Below are 22,815 nucleotides of genomic sequence, written 5' to 3'. Positions count from 1 at the left end.
CCGCTGCGGTCAGCGGTGCGCTTGCGAAGCCTTCGGTTTTCCTCATCGTACGAGAGGTGAATTCGGAAGGCCTTTTTGTGTCCCGGCGCCTTTCAAATACACCGCGCGTGATGGCTCAAGCGCTTTTCCAAAATTCCATTCCAAATCCGATGAGCACTGCCCTCGACGAACCGCCCGCGTCTTCCACCGACGCGCTCAATTTCACCACGCCCGAACTCGCCGTGCGCGAGGAAGGCGACTTTGTCGTGTACCAATTTGGGAAGAAAACCTTCCGCCTCGATAAAACGAAGGCGCGCGCGCGTCTGGCGGGCAAACGCGTGATCAACGGCTTGCGCAGCGCGGAATTAAACATCCTGCCGCTCAAATACCACGAGGCGTACCGCATCTATAAACAGATGAAGGCCAACCACTGGGAGCCGGACGTCATCGACATGACCAAGGATTGCGCCCAATGGAATGGCAACACGCTTTCGCAGAAAGAGCGCTGGATCATCGAGATGGGAGTCGGATATTTCTCAGCCGCCGAGGGCATCGTGGGCGATTCCGTGCTGCACGTAATCGAGGACAACCTCACTGCCGCCGAGCTGAAACACGCCTCGCTCCGCCAGATCGCCGAAGAATCCATCCACATGGATTCGCTCCTTCACATCATTGGCTCGCTTAACATCGACCTCGACGAAGTCACCGCGAAATTCAGCGACATCCCGAGCGTGCAGAAAAAAAACGCCTTCATTCAACGCCAGATGCCGGAGTTGAAAATGGGCATCGACCTCACCGAGACGGTCAACAAGCAGAAATTCGCCAAGGCACTTTTCGGCATCACGCAAGTCATGGAAGGTACGCAGTTTTACGCGTTGTTCGCCATGATTTTGTCGCTCCATCGGCAGAATAAAATGACCGGCATCGGCCAAATGTTCCAATACACCCTGCGCGACGAGTCGAATCATATTGAACTCGGACGTTATATTTTGTCGCAGTTGATAGCCGAGAATCCCGATCTCTGGACCGAGGAATTTCGCGCGGAACTGGTCGCATTCATGAAGGAAGGCGTGGAACTCGAGAAGGAATTCGTCCGCGACTGCCTGCCGGAAGACGGCGTCGGCATGACGCAGGCCGACTTCCTCACCTATGTCGATTACAACGCCGACCGCCGTCTCGCCAGCCTCGGCTTGCAGATCCTTTCCGACGTGCGAATGAACCCATTTGTCTGGCTCGACGAAGTCATTTTCCTGCGCAAGGAAAAGAACTTCTTCGAGACTCGCGTCACCGAATATCAGACCGGCGGCAGCGTCCAGAACAGCAACGAAGACGACCTCATTTAGGTCTTACTCAGGTTCCACTTTTAGGTTTCTTATTATGGGCGTTCACGCAGACCATTGGATTCGTCGCATGGCGAAAGAGCACGGCATGATTGAGCCGTTTGAGGAAAAACTCGTCCGCAAAAGCGGCGACCGGCAGGTCATCAGCTACGGACTTTCGAGCTACGGCTACGACCTGCGCGTGGCGGATGAGTTCAAGGTTTTCACGAATGTTTACAACGCCGTCGTCGATCCGAAAGTCTTTGATCCGCGTTCGTTCGTGGATATCCAGGGCGAGTACTGCCTCGTTCCGCCGAACAGCTTCGCACTCGCCCGTAGCGTCGAATATTTCCGAATTCCTCGCGACGTTCTCACGCTTTGCGTCGGCAAAAGCACCTACGCGCGCTGCGGCATCATCGTCAACGTGACCCCGTTTGAACCCGAATGGGAGGGCCACGTCACCCTGGAAATCTCCAACACCACGCCGTTGCCCGCCAAGATCTACTCCGGCGAAGGCCTCGCCCAGGTTCTCTTTCTCGCCGCCAACGAGCCGTGCGAAACTAGCTACGCCGACCGCTCTGGCAAATACCAGGCCCAGCGCGGGATCACCACGCCACGCATGTAAATTTTGTTCCGTCCCCATTGTTACCTAACTCGAAATCAGACCGCCTCATGAGCACATCCACCGCATCCTTCAGCCTCAGCAACGACATCGCCGAAAACGCCCTTTCGACCGATTATCCGCAAGTCATCCGCCGCGATTTACCGGGCGACACCTCGGGCAAGCCCCGGGTCGTTTCCTGGCTCGGCCACAAAATCGAACGCGCCGTCAACGCCGCCTGCCTCGCCATCGGAGCCGAGGAAATGGGCCGCCAGGTGCGTGCGGAAATCGAGTATCGCATGAGAAAAGAGCGGCCGCTTTTCCTCCACATCGAGGAACTCCAGGACCTCGTTGAGACGACTTTGATCGAAATTGGCGAGGCCCGCGTCGCTGTCGCTTATGGAAAATATCGCGCCACTCGTGCGGCCCAACGCATCCAGCCGCTCTCGGAAAACGATGAGGACGGCCAGATGGAACTCGCCACCCGCGAGCAACTTGCCGACATCCGCAGCCGCATTTCCTTCGCCAAGATTGGACTCAAACTCGCCTTGAGCGACGACGACCTCGTCGTGCGCCTTCTCCGCAGCACCTCGATTAATCTCTCCGCCGAGGAACGCCGCGACACCATCGTTCTCAACGCCAAATCGCTCCTTGACCTCGACGCCGACGCGCGTTTCTTCGCCGCCCGCATCCTGCTCGCCTACATCTACGAGGAAACGTTGCCGTGGCATGTCGCCGACGGTTTGCAGGCGTTGAAAGACGCCCATCGCAAAGCCTTCCTCGCCTACATTCCGCTCGGCATCGAACTCCGCCGCCTTGATCCACGCCTCGCCGAGTTTGACCTGAAAAAACTCGCAGGCTCGCTCGATCCGTTCGCCGATTTGCAGTTCGACTTCATCGGCATCCAGACCCTTTACGACCGCTACCTCATCCACACTCACGACAGCGTTTCCAATAAAAAACGCCGCCTCGAAGCCCCGCAAATTTTCTGGCTCCGAGTTGCCATGGGCCTCTCCATCAAGGAATCCGACCGCGAAGCCCGCGCCGTCGAGTTCTACGGAATCTATAAAACCCGCCGCGCTTGCAGCTCCACGCCCACCCTCTTCAACGCCGGTACCGTCCATCCGCAGCTCTCCAGTTGCTACCTCCTTTATTGCGGCGATTGCATCGAGGACATCACGGAAACGTGGCGCCGCTTCTCCCATCTTTCGAAGTGGGCTGGGGGACTCGGCTGCTCCTGGACCGCCATTCGTGGCAGCGGCGCGCACATTCACGGCACCAACGGCGAAAGCTCCGGCGTCATTCCATTCCTAAAAGTCTCCAACGACATCGCCATCGCCGTCAACCAGGGCGGCAAACGTCCCGGCGCTCTCTGCTCGTATCTCGAACTCTGGCATGCCGACATCGAGGACTTCCTCGATCTGCGCAAGGAAACCGGCGACGACCGCCGCCGCACCCACAACATGAACACCGCGCACTGGATTCCAGACGTGTTCATGAAACGCCTCAAAGCCATCTCCGACGGCCAGCTTCCGCGCGACGCCACTTGGACCCTCTTCCGCACCAACGAAGTCTCCGACCTCCCGGAAATCTACGGACGCGCCTTCGAGGAACGCTACGAACATTACGAAAAACTCGTCGAAGAAGGTAAACTCTGGGGCCGCAAAGTCCGCGTCCTCCAGCTCTGGAAACGCATGTTGGAAATGCTCTTCGAGACCGGCCACCCCTGGATGACCTGGAAAGACCCCGCCAACGTCCGCAACCCGCAGGACCACGCCGGAGTCATCCACAACTCCAACCTCTGCACCGAGATCGAGCTCAACACCTCCTCCGACGAAGTCGCTGTTTGCAACCTCGCCAGCGTCAACATCGCCGGTCACCTCCGCGAGGATGGCTCGCTCGACCACGATAAACTTCGCGGCACTGTGCGCACCCTCATGCGCATGCTCGACAACGTCATCGACATCAACTTCTACCCCGTCGAAGCCGCGGAGAATTCGAACACCCGGCACCGTCCCGTCGGCCTCGGCATCATGGGAATGCAGGACGCCCTCTACGAGAAACGCATCGCCTTCGACAGCCCTGCCGCCGTCGATTTCAACGACGAAGCCCTCGAAGCGCTCGCCTACTACGCCTACGAAGGCTCCAGCGACATCGCCGCCGAACGCGGACAATACCCCAGCTACGCCGGTTCCAAGTGGAGCCGCGGCATGATGCCCCTCGACACGCTCAATCTCCTCGAAAGCGAGCGCGGCACCCCCATCCTCGTCGACCGCAAAAGCAGACTCGATTGGAACTCGCTTCGGGAAAAAATCAGCACCCAGGGCATGAGAAATTCCAACTGCCTCGCCATCGCGCCCACCGCCACCATCTCGAACATCCTCGGCTGCACCCCGTGCATCGAGCCCACCTACAAACACATCCACACCAAGTCGAACCTGAGCGGCGAATTCATTCGCACCAACGACCACCTCTTGCGCGACCTGCAAGCCCTCGGCCTCTGGGACGAGGAAATGCTCGCCGACCTGAAATACTTCGACGGCAGTGTCCAGGGCATCGAGCGCATCCCGCTCGAACTCCGCGAACTCTACAAAACCAGCTTCGAGATCGCCCCGACGTGGATTTTGCAAGCCGCCGCAGTCCGCCAGAAATGGATCGACCAAGCCCAGAGCACCAACCTCTGGCTCGCCGAACCCGACGCCCGCGCCGCCAGCTTCATGTATCGCGAAGCCTGGGAACGCGGCCTAAAAACCACCTACTACCTCCGCACGTTAAACAAGAGTACCATCGACAGCGCCAGCCGCGACCGCCGTCCCGCTACCGCCGCAGTAGCCGCCAAATCCGAAGTCACCGACTCCGAAAAACTAGCCTGCAGTCTAGAAGCCATGCGCACCGGCGGCACCTGCGAAAGTTGCCAGTAGAGGAGGTTTCCAATGCCGACGGTCCTGCGCATCGGCCCATTCCGATTTCATTTCTACTCCGATGAAGGGAGTGAGCCTGCGCACATCCACGTCCGCAGCGCCGACGGTGAGTGCAAATACTGGCTCGCTCCCGACGTGGGCCTCGCTTATAATCGGGGAGTGAAACCGCACGACGTTCGAGAGATCGAACGGCTCGTCTTCGAGAACCGAACAACACTAACCGAAGCCTTCCATGCCTACCACACTCGCTGAATCCATCCAGATCACCGAGCCAGTCGCCCTCCGCGCATGGACCGTCGATCGCACGATCTATTTGGAACTCCATGACGGACGCATCTTCGGCTTTCCCGCAGACCGCTTCCGCATCCTCTCCCAAGCGACCAACGAGCAACTGGCCCGCATCCAAATCGAACTCAATGGCTACGCCCTCCGCTGGGAAGAACTCGACGAAGACCTCACCGTTCCTGGAGTCGTTTCGGGGCATTTCCAACTACCGCCAGTCTAGGTAGTTGCTGATTCGAAAACATGAAGCTTCTCGCCACAGCTTTCATCGCGGTTTTTTTAATAGCTACTTTCCATGGCCGGAGTGATCGAGCGATTTAGACTTTGAAGCTCGAAAAAATTCAGAGGTGGGGATCACCACGCACGGAGCAGGGATCAAGCGGACTGGAGCGTTCGGGATTCCGAAAAGCCACCTGCTGTGAATTTGTTGGGCTTCGGGATTTTCGAGGCTGGAACTACTCCCGCACCACTTGCATTTCTCCCGGAATCCTGATTAGGTCTATCTACTTTGAAACTTTCCAAGCGTGGCGAATACGCCCTCCGGGCATTGATTGATTTTGGCATGGCTCAGGAACTCGGCAAGCCGCTCCTGCGCGCCGGTGAGTTGGTGGAAAAGGAGAGGCTCCCGGTGAAGTTTCTCGATCAGATATTGATGCAACTCCGCAACGCCGGTTATCTCGCGACGAAGCGGGGCGCGCATGGCGGATTCTATCTGGCGATGCCTATGGATCAGATTCGTTTCGGCGATGTGGTGCGGTTGATTGACGGTCCGCTGGCCCCGATCGGTTGTGTGAGTGTGACGGCCTACGAGCGTTGCACCTGTCCCGACGAGATTCATTGCGGGCTGCGGATGCTGATGCTCGATGTGCGCAATGCCATCTCGGCGATTCTGGATAAATACACGCTGGCCGACGTGGTGGGAGTGACTCTCCGAAACATGCGGCGCGACCACGTGGCGATGCCCTTTTCGCTGGAGGATCTCTTCGGCGGCCGCCGCGATCCCGCCCCGGATCGTTCGCGTCTGGTCGGCTTCACCGCCAGCCACAGCGAGGGCAAGGACTGAGTCGGGTTAGACTTCTTTCTGCGCCGCCGGTTTCCCCTTGAAGAAACCTCTCACGACCACAAAGAAGACGGGGACGAAGAAGATGGCGAGAAACGTTCCCGTGATCATGCCGCCGATGACGCCGGTGCCGATGGCGTTCTGACTCGCCGATCCCGCACCAGTCGCCACAGCGAGCGGGAGCACACCGAGGATGAAGGCGAAGGAGGTCATAAGGATGGGCCGGAGTCGCAGGTGAACCGCCTCCAGCGTGGCCTCGATAAGGCCCTTGCCCTCGGCCATGAGGTCCTTGGCAAACTCGATGATGAGGATGGCGTTTTTAGTGGATAAACCGACCGTGGTGAGCAGGCCGACTTTGAAGTAAACGTCGTTTGGCAGATCGCGCAAAGTCGTGGACAGCAAGGCCCCGAGGATGCCCAGCGGCACAACCAAAATGACGGCAAACGGGATGGACCAGCTCTCATAAAGCGCGGCGAGACATAGGAAAACGGCGATCAGCGAAATGGCATAAAGCCGCGGTGCCTGTGCGCCGGAGAGGCGTTCCTCGTAGGACATGCCGCTCCATTCGTAACCGATGCCGGGTGGGAGTTTGGCCGCGATCTCTTCCATTGCCTGCATGGCCTCGCCCGTGCTTTTGCCGGGAGGCGACGAGCCGACGATTTCGATGGAGGGGAAGCCGTTGTAACGCTGCAAGGCGGGCGAGCCGAAAGTCCATTCGAGCCGGGCAAAGGCGGAGAGGGGAACCATTGTGCCGGTGGCGTTGCGCACGAAGACCTTCCCCACGTCGTCGGGGCTCATGCGATAGGGCGCGTCGAGCTGCATGATCACGCGCTGGACGCGGTTGCCGTTGACGAAGTTGTTCACGTAGATGGAGCTGAAGTCGGCTTCCAGAGTCGAATTAATGTCCGCCAAAGAAACGCCGAGAGCGCTCGCCTTGTCCTCATCGGTCTGAATGCGAAGCTGGGCCGCGTCTTCCAAACCCTGCGGGCGCACACCGGCCAGACGGGGATCTTTCGCGGCCAAGCCGAGGAGCTGGTTGCGCGCGCTGAAGAGAGCGTCGTGACCGAGCCCTGCCTTGTCCTGCAACTCAAAAAGGAATCCAGAGCCTGTGCCCAACTCGGGAATCGGCGGCGGATTGATCGGGAAAACCATGGCGTCTTTGATTCGACTGAAGGCCCCGAAAGCGCGGACGATGATGGCTTTAACCTTGTGCTCCGTGCCAGCGCGGGCGTCGTCCTTCCAGTCTTTGAGCCGAACAAAAGCCAGCGCGGAATTTTGCCCGCGTCCGCTGAAGCTGAACCCGGCGACGGTGATGAAGCTCTCGATTTCCTGCTGCTTGCCGTAGTAAGCCTCGACTTGCTTGAGGACCTCGTCGGCGCGCGTTTTCGTGGCACCGACCGGGAGCTGGATGTTGGTGATGAAGTAACCCTGATCCTCCTCCGGCAGGAACGACGATGGCATCCGCAAATAAAGGAAAACCATCGCCGCCGCCAGCGCGGCATAGACGGCCATGGCGCGTCCGTTGCGTTTCAGGATCTTCGCGACGGAGCCTTGATAGCGATTCGTCGCGCTGGCAAATGTGCGGTTGAACCAGCCGAAGAAGCCGCCCTTTTCGTGCTTGTGGCCTTTTTCGACCGGTTTGAGGAGCGTCGCGCACAAGGCAGGTGTGAGCGACATGGCGAGGAAGACGGAAAACAACATCGCCGACACGATGGAGAGCGAAAACTGCCGGTAAATCGCCCCGACCGAGCCGCTGAAAAACGCCATCGGAATGAAGACGGCCACGAGCACGGTGGTGATGCCGATCAACGCGCCGGTGATCTGGCCCATCGCCTTGCGAGTGGCTTCGAGCGGACTCAGACCTTCCTCACTCATGATGCGCTCGACGTTTTCCACGACCACGATGGCGTCATCGACTAGGATGCCGATGGCCAGAACCATGCCGAACATGGTGAGGACGTTGATGGAAAATCCGAAGGCCGAAAGCGCGGCAAAAGTGCCCAACAACGCGACTGGAACCACGACGGTTGGGATGATCGTCGTGCGGATATTTTGCAGGAAAAGATACATCACGAGAAAGACCAGAATGATGGCCTCGGTGAGCGTCTTGATGACTTCCTCGACGGAGATACGAACGAAAGTCGAGGTGTCGAGCGGGTAATCGATTCGCGTGTCAGGCGGAAAAAACGCGGCGAGTTCATTCAGGCGCGCGCGCACCGCATCGGCCGTGTCGAGCGCGTTGCCAGTCGGCGAGAGCTTGATCGCGACGGCGGCGGCAGGGCGTCCATCGACGCGGGCGGCGGTGCTGTAATCCGCTCCGCCGAGTTCGATGCGGGCGACATCGCCGAGGCGCACGCGACTTCCATCGGGATTGACGCGGAGGAGGATGTTTTCAAATTCCTTCACCGAGGTCAGGGTCGAGCGGCCCTGAAGAATGACGTTCAGTTGCTGGCCTGGAACCGCCGGAAGCGATCCGATCTGGCCGACCGGCACCTGGATATTCTGAGCTTGGAGCGCGCTGCGGACATCGTTGGAAGTGAGGTTGAAACTATTCAGTTTCTCTGGGTTCATCCAGATGCGCATGGCGTATTCGGTGCCAAACATGTTCGCCTCGCCGACGCCGGACACTCGCCGGATCGGGTCGAGCACGCTGGCGGAAATGTAGTTGCCCAGCGCGATGGCATCCATGCTGCCCTTTGGAGAAGACAGCGTGAAAAACATCATGAAATTCCGCGTCGCCTTGGCCACGGTTACGCCCTGCTGCTGCACGGTTTGCGGGAGCGACGGCGTGGCGAGTTGCACCTTATTCTGCACCTGCACCTGGGCGGTGTCGGCATTCGTGCCCGGCAGGAAATAGAGCGTGATCGTCGCTCGCCCAGTCGCGTCGCTGCTCGAGGACATGTAGAGCAGATTGTCGATGCCGTTGAGCTGCTGCTCGATGACGGACGTCACGGAATTTTGCAACGTCTCTGCCGATGCTCCCGCGTAAATGGCCGTCACTGCAATCGAGGGCGGCGCGATGCTTGGATATTGCGCGACGGGCAGCGTCTTGATCGACAGCCCGCCGAGCAGCATGATCAAAATGGAGACGACCCAGGCAAAAATCGGGCGGTCGATAAAGAATCTGGCCATGATGTTTCTACTTGGCTGGAACCGGTTTGACCGTGGAGCCGGGAGGCGCTTTTTGCAGTCCTTCGAGGACGATCCGCTCGCCGGCTTTCAGTCCGCTGGCGATGATCCATTTGTCCTTCCAGGCGTTGCCGGCCTGCACGACGCGGGCCTGCACTTTGTTGTCGTCGCCGACGATGAGCACACTGGAAGTCCCATTTGGGCCACGGGCGACTGCGCGCTGCGGAACGGTCAGCGCCTCGTTGTTCACCGCCTGCTCCAGACGTCCGCGGGCAAACATGCCGGGGAGCAAAATCCGATCCGGGTTGGGGAATTCCGCGCGCAGGGTGATCATCCCCGTAGTCGGATCGACCGCGACATCGGAGAAGAGCAGTTTTCCACCCGTCGCATACGTGCTGCCGTCCTCCAGTAAGAGTGTAACCTGGGCCGCGCCGGGCTCGACGTTTTTCAGGGTGCCGGAATCAAGCGCGCGGCGCAAACGCAGCACGTCGGTGCTGGATTGGGTGAAATCGAAATAGATCGGATCGAGTTGCTGGATCGTTGCCATTTTCGTAGCCTCGGTGGAGCTGACGAGCGCGCCTTCGGTGACACTCGCCTTGCCGATGCGGCCGGAAATCGGCGCGGTGACTTTGGCGTAGCCGAGATTGAGCTGGGCAGTCTCGACGGCAGCGCGGGCGTTTTGCACATCGGAGTTGGCTTGTGCTGAGGTGGCCACGGCTTGGTCGTAATCCTGCCGACTGATCGCGCCGGTTTTGATGAGACTTTGATAGCGCTGGAAGTTGGCCGCGCTTTGTTTCTGATTCGCCTCAGCCTTGCTTAAATTAGCCTGCGCACTCGACAGGCCGGCCTGCAACGGAGCCGGATCGATCTCAAAGAGCACCTCGCCCTCCTTCACCTCGCTGCCATCGCGGAAAAGCTGTTTGAGCAAAATCCCCGTGGCGCGCGCGCGCACTTCCGAGACGCGCACCGGATCGAGCCGCCCTGGCAATTCCGTGGTCACGGAGATCGTTTCCGGCTGGACGGTGTAAACAGTCACCTCCGGCGTCGAAGGGTGAGGCGGCGCGGGTTTTTTTCCACAAGCGGCCAGACTGCCGAGCAATATCCAGGGAAGAATCGCTCGACGGACTGGAAAAAAGAAATCTGCTAGGTTCATAAAGAAGTACGCCGTCGAAAAAGATCGGGCCGGAAGCTGGAAAAGTTTGGAAAAAATCAGGCGAGGAGGGTGAAAGGCTAGGATAACTTCGATCTTTGTCAAACAACGGAAGTTTTGAATTTCCGCATTGCCTCCCGGAAACGTCGCTGGCTAAAACAGTTACCAATGAAACTCCCGCCTGAGCCCGACGCCGACACTTTCCAGCCGGGGCTCCCGGGGCTCGATGATCGCGGAAAGCACATCCAGGCGCACGGCGGCGGCATCATTAGACTGGGCGACACTTGGTTCTGGTTTGGCGAGGATCGCTCTAAGGAAAACGACCCGAATTTCCGCTATGTCGCCTGTTATGCGTCGAAGGATCTGCTGCATTGGGAGTTTCGCAATCAGGTGATGAAAATGTCTGACCCGGCGAATTTTGGCCCCGAATGGGTGCTGGAGCGGCCCAAAGTTTTTCACAATGCGAAGAGCGGAAAATTCGTGATGTACATGCATATCGACGGACGGCTGACGCCGGATAATCCCTCGATTTACAGCGTCGCCAGTCTGGGCGTGGCCACCTGCGACACGGTCGATGGCGACTACGAATACGTGAAACATTTCCGCCCGCTCGGCCTGGAGAGCCGCGACATCGGGCAATTCATCGATGACGATGGAACTCCGTATCTGATTTTTGAAAGCCGCCCATCGAAAGGCTTCTACATCGCGACTTTGTCCGACGATTATCTGTCTGTGGAAAAGGAAGTCTGCTTCATCCAAAGCCCGCTGGAAGGTGGGGCGATCGTGCAATACGAGGGCCTTTACTACGCCATCGGCTCCGCGCTCACCGGCTGGTGGCCGAACGCCAACAAATATGCCACCGCCGAGCGTCTGGAAGGTCCGTGGTCGGAATTTACCGACTTCGCGCCGCCGCACACGCTGACTTACGGCTCGCAATCCACCAACCTTGTCAAAGTCACCGGAACCGAGAAAACAACGGTCATTTACGTCGGCGACCGCTGGCGTCCAGAGGAACATTGGGATGGGCGATACATTTGGATGCCACTCGAAATCGGCGATGGGAAACTTTGGCTTTCCGAACCCCGCGACTGGACGCTGGACATCGTCACCGGCGTAGCTACCATCCTCTGACTTTCACCACTTTTATGAGTTCTCCAGCCTCTCCCAAACCCGCGCGCCGCACTGTGGCTCAGGAAATCGGCCTCGCCATTGTCGTCCTGCTGCTCGGCTCCATCCTCACCGTTTATGGCTGGCACGACGCGGCTGCGGGCAAGCCCAATACCTTCCTCAATTTCGACAACTTGATCGATGGCATTGCGACTCCGATGTCCTACTACGCGATCATGGCCATCGGGCTTACCATCGTCATCATCACGGGTGGCATTGATATCTCAGTCGGCGCGGTGATGGCCCTCTCCGCGCTCGGCGGGGCGGCGGCTTTGCAAACATTGCCACCCGACGCGTCAGCCATGCAGGTCCTGCCCATTGCGTTTCTGGTTCCACTCGGCATCGGATTGCTCTGCGGTCTGATCAATGGTGGCCTCATCGTCGGACTTTCGCTGCACCCGTTCATTGTGACTTTGGGAACAATGAGCATTTTTCGCGGCTTGGCCAATGTCCTGCCGGCCCAGAAAACGTTGCCTGCCGCCGGCAAGCGCCTGCCTGCGGCTTTCACGACCGACTTCATGCGCGTCGAGATGTTTGGCCTGCAACCGATGCCGCTGATCATCATGCTCATCTGCGTCATCTTCGGCTGGTTTTATTTGAGAATGCTCGTCGCAGGCCGCGAAACCTACGCCATCGGCGGAAATGAGGAAGCCGCCCGTTTCAGCGGCCTCCGCGTCGGCTGGATCAAGATGCGCACTTACACTCTGGCTGGACTCGCCGCAGGTCTGGCGGGCATGGTTTCGCTGGGTCGTTTCGGCACCGCGTCCACCAGCACCGGCACGGGTTACGAGTTGACCGTCATCGCTTCTGCTGTCGTCGGCGGAGCGAGCCTGATCGGTGGCCGCGGCACCGCCATTGGGGCCTTACTCGGCACATTAATCATCGCGCTGATCGAGAATGGCATCATCATTCTTCGCATGGAGCAGGAGTATCGACTCGTCATCATCGGCCTCGCCATTATTGTGGCCGTCTCCCTGGATCGACTCAGTGCATATCTCCGCAGCCGCCGTAGCGTCTAATTTCCTAACTCAAACCAACCCACACATCATGAAAAAAACCCCTCAGACCCTCAAATGGCTCGCCGCTCTCGTGGCGACTTCCATCGTTATCACCGGCTGCTCCAAGAAAGCCGAAACCTCCGGCGGCGATTCCGGCAAACGTAAAATCGTCATTGGTTTCCTCGGCAAAAGCCTCACCAACGACGTCTTCCAGGCCGCTCAAAGTGGAGCCATCGCCGCCGCTCAGGAATTCGGCGCCAAATACAACGCCAACATCGAAATCGAAATTCGCACGCCCAATGACGAGGACGCCACCAAGCAGGCTGAGGCTCTTGAGGCGTTGACACGTCGCGGCGTGGACGGCATCGCGGTTTCCTGCGCCGAGACAAACACGATCTCTCCCTCCATCGACAAAGCGGTCGATAAAGGCATCCCCGTTATGTGCTTCGACTCCGATGCCCCGAGCAGCAAACGGTTCGCCTTTTATGGCACGGCGGATATTTCCTGCGGCGCCACGATCATGAACGAACTCGCCAAGTCGATGGGCGAAAAAGGCACGGTCGCCATTCTTGGCGGCAACCAAAGCGCACCCAACCTGCAAAACCGCGTCGCCGGCGCGAAAGAAGCGCTCGCCAAGTTCCCGGGCATGAAACTCAACGAGCCCGGCGTTTTCTTTCATACCGAGACGCCTGAAAAATCCGCCGAAGCCGTGCAAAACGCCCAAAACGCCAATCCTAACATCCAAGGCTGGGCATTCATTGGCGGCTGGCCGCTCTTCACCGCCGACGCGCTAAAATGGCCTGCCGGCTCGATTAAAGTCGTCAGCTGCGATGCTCTTCCAGCGCAGTTAAACTACCTGCGCGACGGCCACGTGGACGTTCTCTACGCCCAGGATTGCTACGGCTGGGGCTATAAATCGGTGGAGATTTTGCTCGAGAAAATCGTGAACAAAAAAGAGCCCGCCACCCCGATCATCATTGATCCGCTCACTAAAGTGACCAAGGAAAACGTGGACGAGTACGGCAAGAATTGGGAGAAGTGGCTTAAGAAATAGCCTCCTCGATTTATGGCAAACGCGTTCATCGAATTCCGTGGCATCACGAAGATTTTCGGCGGTGTCGCCGCCCTGAAAGATGTCACGCTCGACATCGGGCGTGGCGAGTGTCACGGCCTGATGGGCGAGAATGGCGCGGGCAAATCGACCCTCGGCAAAGTGCTCGCCGGCATCCACAAACCGGATGGCGGCGAGATGTTCATCGACGGCCAGTGCCATTGCTTCGGCTCGCCGGGCGACGCCATGAGCGCGGGCGTGGCGATGGTGCACCAGGAACTCTCCTTTTGCCCCGATCTGAGCGTCGCGGAAAATCTCTGCATGGGCCGTTATCCGCGCCGCTTCGGCGTCGTGCTCGACCGTGTGGAAATGGCGCGCCGAGCCGAAAAACTTCTCGCCGGCATTGGAGTGCAACTCGACGTCTGGCAACCGATGCGCGGCCTCTCCACGGCTCAGGAACAGCTCGTGCAAATCGCCTCCGCCGTCGGCAGCGATCCGCGAATCTTGATCTTCGACGAGCCGACCAGTTCGCTGGCGGAACCCGACGCGCAGAATTTGTTTCAACTCATCGAGAACCTGAAAACGCGCGGCATCACGATGATCTACGTCTCGCACCGGATGCCCGAGCTTTTCCGGCTGTGCGACAAAATCAGCGTCCTGCGCGACGGCCAATACGTCGGCACATTGAGTCAGAAAGAAATGACACACGACGCCGTGGTCCAAATGATGATCGGGCGCAGCGTGGAGGAATATTTCCCGAACCACATGACCGCGAAAGTCGGCGAGCCGGTTCTGAAAGTGAAAAATCTGACCTCGCCTGGACTCTTCCGCGACATCTCTTTTGAGATCCGTGCCGGGGAAATCGTCGGGTTTGCCGGTCTCGTTGGGGCGGGTCGCAGTGAAATCGCCAAGGCCATTTTTGGCCTCGACCCTGTGGCAAAAGGCGAGGTTTCCATCAACGGCAAAGCACTCACGCTCGGCTCCGTAAAAACTTCCATGAAGGCCGGAGTCGGACTCGTCCCGGAGGATCGCAAACGCCAGGGCTGCGTGCTGGGCATGTCCTGCCGCTCGAACGTCAGCATGGCCTTGCTCGACCGGCTGCGGAACGTCGGCATCCTCGACCGCCGAGGCGAAAAAGTCATCGCCTCCCAATATTTCGACCAGCTTCGAGTCAAAGCCGCCTCACTCGACGCGCCCGTCCAATCTCTCAGCGGAGGCAACCAGCAAAAAATCGTCCTCGCCAAATGGCTGGCCCGCGGTGGCAAACTTCTCATCGTCGATGAACCGACGCGGGGCGTCGATGTCGGCGCCAAGGCCGCGATTCATGCCTTGATCGACGAACTCGCCCAGCAAGGTCTGGCTGTGATGCTGATTTCCTCCGAATTGCCCGAGGTCATTAATCTTTCCACCCGCGTGATCGTCATGCGTGAGGGCGTGATCGCGGGCGAACTCCACCGCACCGAGGCCACTCAGGAGGCGATCTTGCGTTTGATGGCAGGCGTCGTCGCGGACGCGGCCTAGGCGAGTTTGAGCAAAATCACGCTGCCGCTGAAGTCGGCGGCGTTCGTCAAACGCAGCTGATTACTACCTAACTCCGCCCTGGTTTCTCCAAACGCGGCCGCGATTTTCCAATCTCCGGCGGGCAGGGGAACTTCCATCGTTCCCGGGGCCTGCGCGAAGCTGTGGACGACGACGAGAATCTGCCGGCCATCCGCCGAAACCCGGCGCACCGCCTGCCAGCCTTCGGGATAACGCCCGCTCGCGCCGATCTTTCCAAAGCGCCGGCTCGTGCCGTGTTTGATCGTCGGCGCAGCCTCTCCGTAGAGTCGCTCGGCTTCGAGAACGAGCGCATATTGCTCGTCGCTCAGCTCGGTAATTTCGCCCGAGAGACACATGCGCCCGAGGAACGTCGCGGTAAGGCTGTAAGTCAGCCGTTGCAGACTGTCGGAGCGATGGAGCACCGCCCAGATCTGCGATTGGCGCGGGAGCATCAACGAATGCAGATTCGCCGCAATGATCGGGATTTCGACCAGCTCGTGAGCGTCGGAAAAGGACGACATCGCCGTCCGAGCCAGCATCGAGGGCTCCAGGCGATGCCCGCCCGAGGCGCAGTTTTCGATGACCAACTCCGGCAGCCGCTCGCGGATTTTTTCAAAGAAACGATGACTCCCCAACACCTGCTGGCGCAGCCCCTCGCCGAGCGAATCGGGGTTTTCCGCACCGAAACCGGCCGTCTCATTGTAATCTACTTTCAGGTAGCCAAAGCCGCAGCGCTCCAGCAGATCGATGACGTGTCCGGTCAAAAAATCGAGCGCCACCGGGTCGTTTAGATTCCAGAAACGCCGCTCGCGTACCGTCACCGGAATGCCGTCGCGCTGAAGCATGTGCGCGCTCAACGCTGTAAACGCGGTGGACTGCGACCCGACCGTCTCCATTTCAAACCACAGCCCGGGAATCAGTCCGCGCTCGCGGATCGCCTGCGCGGTGACTTCCAATCCACTCGGAAACAGCTTCGAACTTGGAATCCAATCTCCGTGACCGCTGCTCCAGTCGGTGCTCTCGTCTTTGTACCAGCCGGCGTCGATCACCAGGAAACGCACCTGCGATCCTTGCAACCGGTCCGCGATGGCGACGACTTTGTCGTGCTGCGGATCGCCCCAGGTAGTGCACCATTCGTTGAAAACAATCGGCATGTCGGCCTCCACCGCCGGGTGCGAATCAGCGGGTCGATTTTGCACAGCAGTCAGGCGGTCGCAGAGGTCGTCGAGCGTTCCCTGCACACAGGAAAGCGTCGCGGGCGGAGTTGCAATCGACTCACCGGGAGCCAGTGTTTTCAGCCAATGCCCAAATTCGCGGTCGGCCAGTCCGCCGGAAATGGAGACGTTGTCGTGCTGGCGGAAGACCTCCATTTGCCACGAACCCGCCCAGGCGAGTTGCGCGCCCCAGACGACCCCGGCGGCGGTGTCCTCGATGGCCACAAAGGGAAACCATTTCCGCACCGGCATCGTGCCGATCTGCCCAAATCGCTCGCTAAACATCCCCGCGCCGCTCCAGGAACGCTCCAGATGCAGCTCCTCCAGACTGCGCGTTTCCAGCCGTCCTTCCGCGCTCCATACCGAGCGAAAACGATGCACCCGCAACCGGCCCGAGCCATCGGCCTCGTCGAACGGCGTGATCCCGCCGAGGCAGAAGCTGCTCAACATTTCCAGACTCACGGGCGCGTCGGAGTCGTTGAAAAATGTCGTGGAAACTTCCACTGCCAGATCGCCATCGAACCACGAGAGGCGATGTTCCATCCGGTGCTGGCGCGCGCTTTGCAGCGTGGTGATGACGCTGGTGCGAGTTCCATCGTTTTCAGTGCGTTGACCGACCAGGCGAAACGCATCGACCGATGGCGAATTGCGCATTGTGTGGCCTTGGGAAAACGCGCCCGGATACGAGTCACCCACGATTTTCACCTGCGAAAGGACGTCGATGACCGACGCCGGAGGATTTCCCGCGTCCGGGATGGCGTCGATGTAGGGCAGTCCGGCCAGGCCGCCGCGCTTCGGCACACGGGAATTTTTCAGCGCAGTGGGATAGATTTCGAGCCCGACCGCGCCGTCTTTCGACGCGTAATGAAAGGTCAGGTCGCCAAGGGTGAAATCGGGAAGTGTGGTCATGAATTAGTCCGCGAGATGATAGACATGGGTCGCGGTTTTGCCCAAGAGCCAATCCTGCTCATCGGCGGAACATTCACTCGCGAAACGTCTCACCTGCGAGATCCATTGCGCGTAGCCCGTGGCCACCAGACAGACCGGCCAGTCTGAGCCAAACATCGTGCGCCTCGCGCCAAACGCCTCCAGCACCGTCTCGGCATAGGGCCGCAGTTGAGTTTCAGTCCACTCTGGCCAGGCCGCCTCCGTCACCATCCCGGAGAGTTTGCAGAAAACATTCTCGCGCTTCGCCAGTTCGCGAATGTTCCGATTCCAAGGCTCGAAGACGCCATCCGCGATCCGTGGTTTCGCAATGTGATCGAGCACGAAAACCTGCTCCGGGTGGCGATCCACCAACTCGATCGTCTGCGGCAGGTGACGCTCAAAAACGAGGATGTCGTAAACCAGTCCGAGCGGTTTCAGCGCGCGAATGCCCCGGTTAAAATCCTCACGCAGCATGTAGTTATCATCCGGTTCGCCTTGCAGGACATGGCGCACCGCCTTGAACTTCGGCTCCGCAGCGAATCGCTCCAGCTCGCCCGCGACCGAGTCCGATATCAATGGCACCCAGCCCACCACGCCCCTGATGAAGTCGTTCGCGCGCGCCATTTTCAACAACCAGCTCGTCTCCTCCAGCGCCTGCCGCGCCTGCACCGACACCACACCATCGAGCCTCGCCGCTTCGATCTCCGACCGCAAATCCTCCGGCAAAAAATCGCGCCGAATCGCGCGCATCTTGTCATCGATCCAATCGTATTCGACCGGATCGTATTTCCAAAAATGATGGTGCGCGTCAATTTTCATAAGGTGACTGCCACCATCTCCAGCCCATCTAAAAGGACAATCAAAAAATAAGTCCAACGCCTTACCGCAGACCACATGTTGGCCGCCACAAAGACACACCTTTGATAGGAGTTAGCGGCTCGCTCGCCAATGGAGGTCAGCCGCTCGCCGCTGGAGTCGTTTCCTTCGATGAAATCGCTCCAAAATCCCCCAAATTGCCTGGCCATTTGCTTGACCGTGCCGGGCTGGGACGACATTCTCGTGCTTCCACTTACCCGTCCCTAAAACCGCTACCCCACAACCCTCCATTAGAATCCCTCCAGTGAACTCCAACTCTTCCAAAACCGGCCTCTTTACCCTGCCCGACGGCAAAAACGTCTTCTTCACCTTCGCCCTCGTCAGCACGCTTTTCCTCCTCTGGGGTTTCTGTAACGGCATGATCGACGTGATGGACAAGCACTTCCAAAAGGAGTTGCATCTGAATCTGGCCCAGTCGGCCTGGGTGCAGTTTGCCCATTATCTCGGCTACTTCCTCATGGCCATGCCCGCTGGCTGGCTCGCCACCAAGCTCGGCTACAAGGGCGGCATCATCGCCGGTCTCCTGATGGTCGCCGTGGGCGGCTTCTGGTTCATTCCGGCGACGCACATCGCCACTTTCCCGGCATTTCTCCTCGGCGTCTGCGTGATCGCCTCGGGGCTCACCTTCCTCGAAACGGTCGCCAACCCCTACACCACCGTCCTCGGGCCGAAACAATTTGCCGCCACTCGCATCAATCTCGCCCAGTCCTGCAACGGCGTCGGCTGGATCTTCGGCCCCATCGCTGGCGCGCAGTTTTTCTATGGTCAGGACGCTGCGGGCAACAGCACCGGGGCCTCGACTTTGTGGATTCCGTATGCGGCGATCGGGGCGTTTGTCCTGCTCCTGGCGGTGCTCTTCGCCTTTAGCAAATTGCCCGACCTGAAGTCCGAGGACGAGTTCCATCTCGATGACACGACGCCTGCAGGGGACGTGCCGGTGGCGCATCGCGGCGTGGCTTTCAGTCTGCTCTGGCTGAATATCGTGGTGCTCTCGGTGGCGGTGGGAATGATTATTTCCGCCATCGTCGCCATCCCGTCGGTGAGCGCGAAGCTCGGAATGAATGAGAACCAGGCACTGATCTATGCGTCGGCCTTTTTTGCTGTCATCGGCACGCTGGTCTTCACCGCGAAGAAGGGGAGCATCTCGAATCACTCCATCTGGACGCACCCGCATTTCTCCGGGGCGACGCTCGCGCAATTCTTCTACGTGGCGGCGCAGTGCGGCATTTTCGCCTATTTCATCAACTACATGACCTCCCAGATTCCTGCCGCGCCGGAAGCCTGGAAGTCGGGGTTCCTCGGCAACTGGTTTGAGATTCACAAAGCCACCGGGTTCCTCGGGCTCACCGACAAGGCGGCGTCCACGCTGGCGTCGGTCGGCTTCATGTTCTTCCTCGCGGGCCGGGTGATCGGCGCGATGTTGTTGAAGAAATTTCCCGCGCACAAGGTGCTCGCGACCTTTGCCGTGCTGGCTGGCCTGTGCAGTCTCCTGGTTTTCTGCAAACTCGGCTGGGCGTCCGCTGTGGCGCTGTTCCTCACTTATTTCTTCATGTCGATCATGTTCCCGACGATCTTTTCGCTGGGCATTTACGGCTTGGGCGGACGCGCCAAGCGCGCCTCGTCATTCATCGTCATGGCGATCATGGGCGGCGCGATCATGCCGAAATTGATGGGCCACATCGCCGACGTGCACGGGATGTCCACGAGCTTCATCGTGCCGCTCGCCTGCTTTGTTTTGATCGCTGGTTACGCCCTGTCCTGGAGCCAGCTCAGCGGTTCTGATGGAGTCGTGGGCGCGCCCATCCGCAGCGGACATTAAGCTGGAAGTCGCATCTGCAAATAAAAAGAGAGCTGATGAAAGTCAGCTCTCTTTTTTTGCGTTCGAGTTAGGTTTAACTCAGGCTCCCCGCCGACTTAGAGTTCGATCATCGCCTTGATCACGCCGGTCTCGGGCTTGGTCCAGGCGGGGAACTCGGCCACCACTTCGTCGAAGCTGGCGCGGTGGGTAATCCAGGGAGTCGTGTCGATGCGGCCCGCCTCCATGAGTTGAATGATGCGCGTAAAGTCCTCCGGCTGCGCGTTGCGGCTGCCCATCAGCGTCAATTCCCGACGGTGGAAGTTCGGGTCGTTGAAAGTCACGTCGCCTTGGAAAAGCCCGATGAAAACGAGGCGTCCGCCATGCGCGGGAAACTCAAAGGAACTCATCATCGACTTCGGATTGCCCGTCGCGTCGAAAACGACGGTCGGGAGGTCGTTGTTTGTGATTCGCTGGAGGGCTTCGAGGACGTTTTCCTTGAGCCCATTGATGGCGTGGGCGACTCCGAGTTGTTTCTGGCAGAACTCGATGCGGGCGTCGTTGATGTCGAGGACGATGACCTGCGCACTGCGTTCGACGGCAAACTGCATGGCCGCGAGTCCGATCGGACCCGCCCCGATGACGAGGACAAACTCACCGCTTTCGACTCCAGCGCGGCAGACTGCGTGGGCGCCGATGCCGAGCGTTTCCACGAGGGCAAGCTGCTCGAAGGTTAGACTGGAACTCGGATGCAACTTGCGCGCGGGCAGGACGAATTGCTCGCGCATGCCGCCGTCGGTGTGCACGCCGAGGACGCGGATGTCGGTGCAGCAATTCGGTTTGCCCCGGCGGCAGGCGATGCATTTCTGGCAGTTGATATACGGCTCGACGGAGCAGCGGTCGCCGGGTGCGACGTTGGTCACGCCTGCGCCGACTGAGACGACTTCGACTCCCAGCTCGTGCCCCAGGATGCGCGGGTAGCTGAAGAACGGCTGCTTCCCGCCGAACGCGTGGATGTCTGTCCCGCAAACGCCGATGCGATGGACGCGGACGAGCGCCTCACCGGCCTGCGGGGCGGCTGGCGCGTCGGTGGTGGTGAACTGGAGCTGGCCGGGTTCGGCGAGCATGATCGTTTTCATGGGAGTTTGGGCGTGATCTTGAAGACAATGGCGTTTTCGGAAGGGAATTGCGCCGGTTTGGTGATGGTTAGGGCGTCGTCGGCTTGGTTCCAATGGATCATTTCTGTGCTGCCGACGAGTGAGATGGAACCCACGGGCTGATCGAGCAATTTGGCCGCGGTGCCGAGGGACTTGAAGGTGATGTCCTTGTCGGGAATGCCGAGGACGATGGCGTAGAGCGCCCCGCCGCGTGTGGTGAAGCGGATGTCGTCGGCCCCGAGTTTGATTTTACCCTCGTTGAAGCCTTGGGCCTTGATCTCCGCGGGTTTGTCGATGGCAGGGCCTTCGCCGCAGACTTTCCAGGGGCGGGTGGAGTAAATGGCCTCGCTGTTGACCTTCATCCACTTGCCGACTTGCTTGACGATCTCCACTTCCTGCTCATCGATCGTGCCGTCGCTGCGAACGGGGACGCTGAGGAGAAAGGTGCCATTTTTGCTAACGACATCGGCGAGAGTGCGAATGACGGTGCCCGCGCTTTTGTAGCCGTGCCGGTCGTAAACGGTGCGATCGTAATGCCAGTTGCCGAGGCAGGTTTCCGACTGCCACGGAAAGGGCTCGATCTTCGGGCTGGCACCGCGCTCGACATCCCAGACCATGCATTTCTTTTGCTCATCGTTGAGGACTTTGCCGAGGAGGACGCCCTCGTTTTTACCGCCGTGCCACTGGGCGTTGCTGTTGTAATAATGAGCTGCGATCTTCAGTCCGACATCGCTGATCGGATAGAGCGGCAGAACGGTATCATCGAAGTAAAGGATGTCGGGTTTATACTTGTTCACCAGGTCCATGGTGCGGTTGTAGAATTTCTCGCAATACGCTGCGTCGGGCACGCTGCTGCCTTTCGTCGCGTCCCACTCCCAGACGAGTTTTCCGGGGGCGTGATTTTGCGCGTAGAGATCCTGTGGGTCGAGGCCGTGCCACCAGAGGCCTTTGCCGTCGGCTTTCGTCATTTTGCCATCGTAAGGAACGCCCGCCTTGTCGCCGGTTTTGTCGGAGCCCTGGGAGGTCTCATACCAGCTCCATGCGTGCGCGGCATGGACGCTGACTCCGAAGGGCAGGCCGTGAGCGCGGGCGGCTTTTGCCCAGGCACCGATCAGGTCCTTCTTGGGGCCGAGCGCGACCGAATTCCAAGGCTGATACTTGCTGTCGTAGTTGTCGAAATTGTCGTGGTGATTTGCCAGTGCGACGAAGAATTTGGCCCCGGCGTCCTTGTAGAGCGAGATGAGCGCATCCGGGTCGAATTTGTCCGCCTTCCAGGTCGGGATTATGTCCTTGAAACCAGAAACGGACGGATGGCCGTATTTGGCGAGGTGGGATTTGTATTGGCGGTTGCCCTGCATATACATGCTGCGGGCATACCAATCGCCATCCTCGGGGGCGCATTGCGGACCCCAATGGGCCCAGATGCCGAACTTCGCGTCGCGATACCAGTCGGGCACCTGATATTGTTTGAGTGAATCCCAATTTGGCTGAAACTGGCCAATTTTCATGGGTTCGGCTTTGTTGCTGAGCGGCGTGGCCACGGCCTGCATGCCAGCCGCGCCCGAGATGGATTCATCGGCTTGCAGAGTGGCGAGGCAGGAAAAAGCGCCGAGGATGGGGAGGAGTTTTTTATTCATGGGGTGTTTTTGT

General features: G+C 59.2%; 17 protein-coding genes. 11 read left to right on the top strand and 6 right to left on the bottom strand.

Going from position 1 to position 22,815, the window contains the following annotated elements:
- Positions 1 to 149: 149 nt before the first annotated feature.
- The 6 genes from ABIT76_15825 to ABIT76_15800 all read left to right on the top strand — a co-directional run bounded on the left by ABIT76_15825 (position 150) and on the right by ABIT76_15800 (position 6,165).
- A complete protein-coding gene (locus ABIT76_15825; protein ID MEO7934618.1) occupies positions 150 to 1,322 on the top strand; it encodes a ribonucleotide-diphosphate reductase subunit beta in 1,173 nt (390 codons plus the stop codon).
- A gap of 34 nt (positions 1,323 to 1,356) precedes the next feature.
- On the top strand, positions 1,357 to 1,923 hold the full coding sequence (gene dcd, locus ABIT76_15820; GenBank protein ID MEO7934617.1) for a dCTP deaminase: 567 nt from the start codon (positions 1,357 to 1,359) through the stop codon (positions 1,921 to 1,923).
- A 47-nt stretch (positions 1,924 to 1,970) separates the two neighbouring features.
- Positions 1,971 to 4,820 (top strand): ribonucleoside-diphosphate reductase subunit alpha, encoded by a 2,850-nt coding sequence (locus ABIT76_15815; GenBank protein MEO7934616.1) that lies wholly within the window; start codon positions 1,971 to 1,973, stop codon positions 4,818 to 4,820.
- A gap of 12 nt (positions 4,821 to 4,832) precedes the next feature.
- The gene (locus ABIT76_15810) at positions 4,833 to 5,072 is read left to right on the top strand and encodes a DUF4160 domain-containing protein (protein ID MEO7934615.1); all 240 of its coding nucleotides are present in this window, start codon (positions 4,833 to 4,835) and stop codon (positions 5,070 to 5,072) included.
- Entirely contained in the window at positions 5,053 to 5,325 is a 273-nt protein-coding gene (locus tag ABIT76_15805; protein MEO7934614.1) for a DUF2442 domain-containing protein, read from the top strand. Before ABIT76_15810 ends, ABIT76_15805 begins: the two co-directional genes overlap by 20 nt.
- Positions 5,326 to 5,610: 285 nt before the next feature.
- Positions 5,611 to 6,165, top strand: a complete 555-nt coding sequence (locus ABIT76_15800; GenBank protein MEO7934613.1) for an Rrf2 family transcriptional regulator — start codon at positions 5,611 to 5,613, stop codon at positions 6,163 to 6,165.
- 6 nt (positions 6,166 to 6,171) lie between these two features.
- Here ABIT76_15800 and ABIT76_15795 read toward each other — a convergent pair whose 3' ends face one another.
- Positions 6,172 to 9,294: an efflux RND transporter permease subunit gene (locus tag ABIT76_15795; protein MEO7934612.1), complete on the bottom strand. Its 3,123-nt coding sequence runs from the start codon at positions 9,292 to 9,294 to the stop codon at positions 6,172 to 6,174.
- A gap of 7 nt (positions 9,295 to 9,301) precedes the next feature.
- Positions 9,302 to 10,444, bottom strand: coding sequence for an efflux RND transporter periplasmic adaptor subunit (locus ABIT76_15790; protein MEO7934611.1), 1,143 nt, complete (start codon positions 10,442 to 10,444; stop codon positions 9,302 to 9,304).
- Positions 10,445 to 10,609: 165 nt separating this feature from the next.
- Here ABIT76_15790 and ABIT76_15785 point away from each other — a divergent pair, with 165 nt between their 5' ends.
- Genes ABIT76_15785 through ABIT76_15770 form a run of 4 tightly spaced genes read left to right on the top strand, consistent with a single transcriptional unit; the run spans position 10,610 to position 15,178 of the window.
- Complete coding sequence (locus ABIT76_15785) at positions 10,610 to 11,572, top strand: family 43 glycosylhydrolase (GenBank protein ID MEO7934610.1); 963 nt, start codon at positions 10,610 to 10,612, stop codon at positions 11,570 to 11,572.
- A 14-nt stretch (positions 11,573 to 11,586) separates the two neighbouring features.
- Positions 11,587 to 12,627, top strand: coding sequence for an ABC transporter permease (locus tag ABIT76_15780; protein MEO7934609.1), 1,041 nt, complete (start codon positions 11,587 to 11,589; stop codon positions 12,625 to 12,627).
- 28 nt (positions 12,628 to 12,655) lie between these two features.
- Positions 12,656 to 13,660, top strand: coding sequence for a substrate-binding domain-containing protein (locus ABIT76_15775; protein MEO7934608.1), 1,005 nt, complete (start codon positions 12,656 to 12,658; stop codon positions 13,658 to 13,660).
- A gap of 12 nt (positions 13,661 to 13,672) precedes the next feature.
- Positions 13,673 to 15,178 (top strand): sugar ABC transporter ATP-binding protein, encoded by a 1,506-nt coding sequence (locus tag ABIT76_15770; GenBank protein MEO7934607.1) that lies wholly within the window; start codon positions 13,673 to 13,675, stop codon positions 15,176 to 15,178.
- On the opposite strand, the gene ABIT76_15765 is transcribed toward ABIT76_15770, so the two are convergent.
- Complete coding sequence (locus tag ABIT76_15765; GenBank protein MEO7934606.1) at positions 15,175 to 17,319, bottom strand: alpha-galactosidase; 2,145 nt, start codon at positions 17,317 to 17,319, stop codon at positions 15,175 to 15,177. The genes ABIT76_15770 and ABIT76_15765 overlap by 4 nt on opposite strands.
- A 3-nt stretch (positions 17,320 to 17,322) precedes the next feature.
- Entirely contained in the window at positions 17,323 to 18,156 is an 834-nt protein-coding gene (locus ABIT76_15760; protein MEO7934605.1) for an amidohydrolase family protein, read from the bottom strand.
- Between the two features lie 301 nt (positions 18,157 to 18,457).
- Here ABIT76_15760 and ABIT76_15755 point away from each other — a divergent pair, with 301 nt between their 5' ends.
- Positions 18,458 to 20,032: an MFS transporter gene (locus tag ABIT76_15755; protein ID MEO7934604.1), complete on the top strand. Its 1,575-nt coding sequence runs from the start codon at positions 18,458 to 18,460 to the stop codon at positions 20,030 to 20,032.
- 95 nt (positions 20,033 to 20,127) lie between these two features.
- On the opposite strand, the gene ABIT76_15750 is transcribed toward ABIT76_15755, so the two are convergent.
- Complete coding sequence (locus ABIT76_15750; protein MEO7934603.1) at positions 20,128 to 21,147, bottom strand: zinc-binding alcohol dehydrogenase family protein; 1,020 nt, start codon at positions 21,145 to 21,147, stop codon at positions 20,128 to 20,130.
- Complete coding sequence (locus ABIT76_15745; protein MEO7934602.1) at positions 21,144 to 22,802, bottom strand: alpha-L-fucosidase; 1,659 nt, start codon at positions 22,800 to 22,802, stop codon at positions 21,144 to 21,146. Before ABIT76_15745 ends, ABIT76_15750 begins: the two co-directional genes overlap by 4 nt.
- Positions 22,803 to 22,815 lie beyond the last annotated feature (13 nt).

Source organism: Chthoniobacterales bacterium (assembly GCA_039930045.1).
Lineage (GTDB): Bacteria > Verrucomicrobiota > Verrucomicrobiia > Chthoniobacterales > DASVRZ01 > DASVRZ01.
This window is presented reverse-complemented; position numbering and strand designations above follow the sequence as displayed.

What these genes read in the sequence shown, in the direction of transcription:
- ABIT76_15825 (MEO7934618.1), top strand. Translation starts at nt 150, where the DNA reads ATGAGCACTGCCCTCGACGAACCGCCCGCGTCTTCCACCGACGCGCTC.
- dcd (MEO7934617.1), top strand. Translation starts at nt 1,357, where the DNA reads ATGGGCGTTCACGCAGACCATTGGATTCGTCGCATGGCGAAAGAGCAC.
- ABIT76_15815 (MEO7934616.1), top strand. Translation starts at nt 1,971, where the DNA reads ATGAGCACATCCACCGCATCCTTCAGCCTCAGCAACGACATCGCCGAA.
- ABIT76_15810 (MEO7934615.1), top strand. Translation starts at nt 4,833, where the DNA reads ATGCCGACGGTCCTGCGCATCGGCCCATTCCGATTTCATTTCTACTCC.
- ABIT76_15805 (MEO7934614.1), top strand. Translation starts at nt 5,053, where the DNA reads ATGCCTACCACACTCGCTGAATCCATCCAGATCACCGAGCCAGTCGCC.
- ABIT76_15795 (MEO7934612.1), bottom strand. Translation starts at nt 9,294, where the DNA reads ATGGCCAGATTCTTTATCGACCGCCCGATTTTTGCCTGGGTCGTCTCC.
- ABIT76_15790 (MEO7934611.1), bottom strand. Translation starts at nt 10,444, where the DNA reads ATGAACCTAGCAGATTTCTTTTTTCCAGTCCGTCGAGCGATTCTTCCC.
- ABIT76_15785 (MEO7934610.1), top strand. Translation starts at nt 10,610, where the DNA reads ATGAAACTCCCGCCTGAGCCCGACGCCGACACTTTCCAGCCGGGGCTC.
- ABIT76_15780 (MEO7934609.1), top strand. Translation starts at nt 11,587, where the DNA reads ATGAGTTCTCCAGCCTCTCCCAAACCCGCGCGCCGCACTGTGGCTCAG.
- ABIT76_15775 (MEO7934608.1), top strand. Translation starts at nt 12,656, where the DNA reads ATGAAAAAAACCCCTCAGACCCTCAAATGGCTCGCCGCTCTCGTGGCG.
- ABIT76_15770 (MEO7934607.1), top strand. Translation starts at nt 13,673, where the DNA reads ATGGCAAACGCGTTCATCGAATTCCGTGGCATCACGAAGATTTTCGGC.
- ABIT76_15765 (MEO7934606.1), bottom strand. Translation starts at nt 17,319, where the DNA reads ATGACCACACTTCCCGATTTCACCCTTGGCGACCTGACCTTTCATTAC.
- ABIT76_15760 (MEO7934605.1), bottom strand. Translation starts at nt 18,156, where the DNA reads ATGAAAATTGACGCGCACCATCATTTTTGGAAATACGATCCGGTCGAA.
- ABIT76_15750 (MEO7934603.1), bottom strand. Translation starts at nt 21,147, where the DNA reads ATGAAAACGATCATGCTCGCCGAACCCGGCCAGCTCCAGTTCACCACC.
- ABIT76_15745 (MEO7934602.1), bottom strand. Translation starts at nt 22,802, where the DNA reads ATGAATAAAAAACTCCTCCCCATCCTCGGCGCTTTTTCCTGCCTCGCC.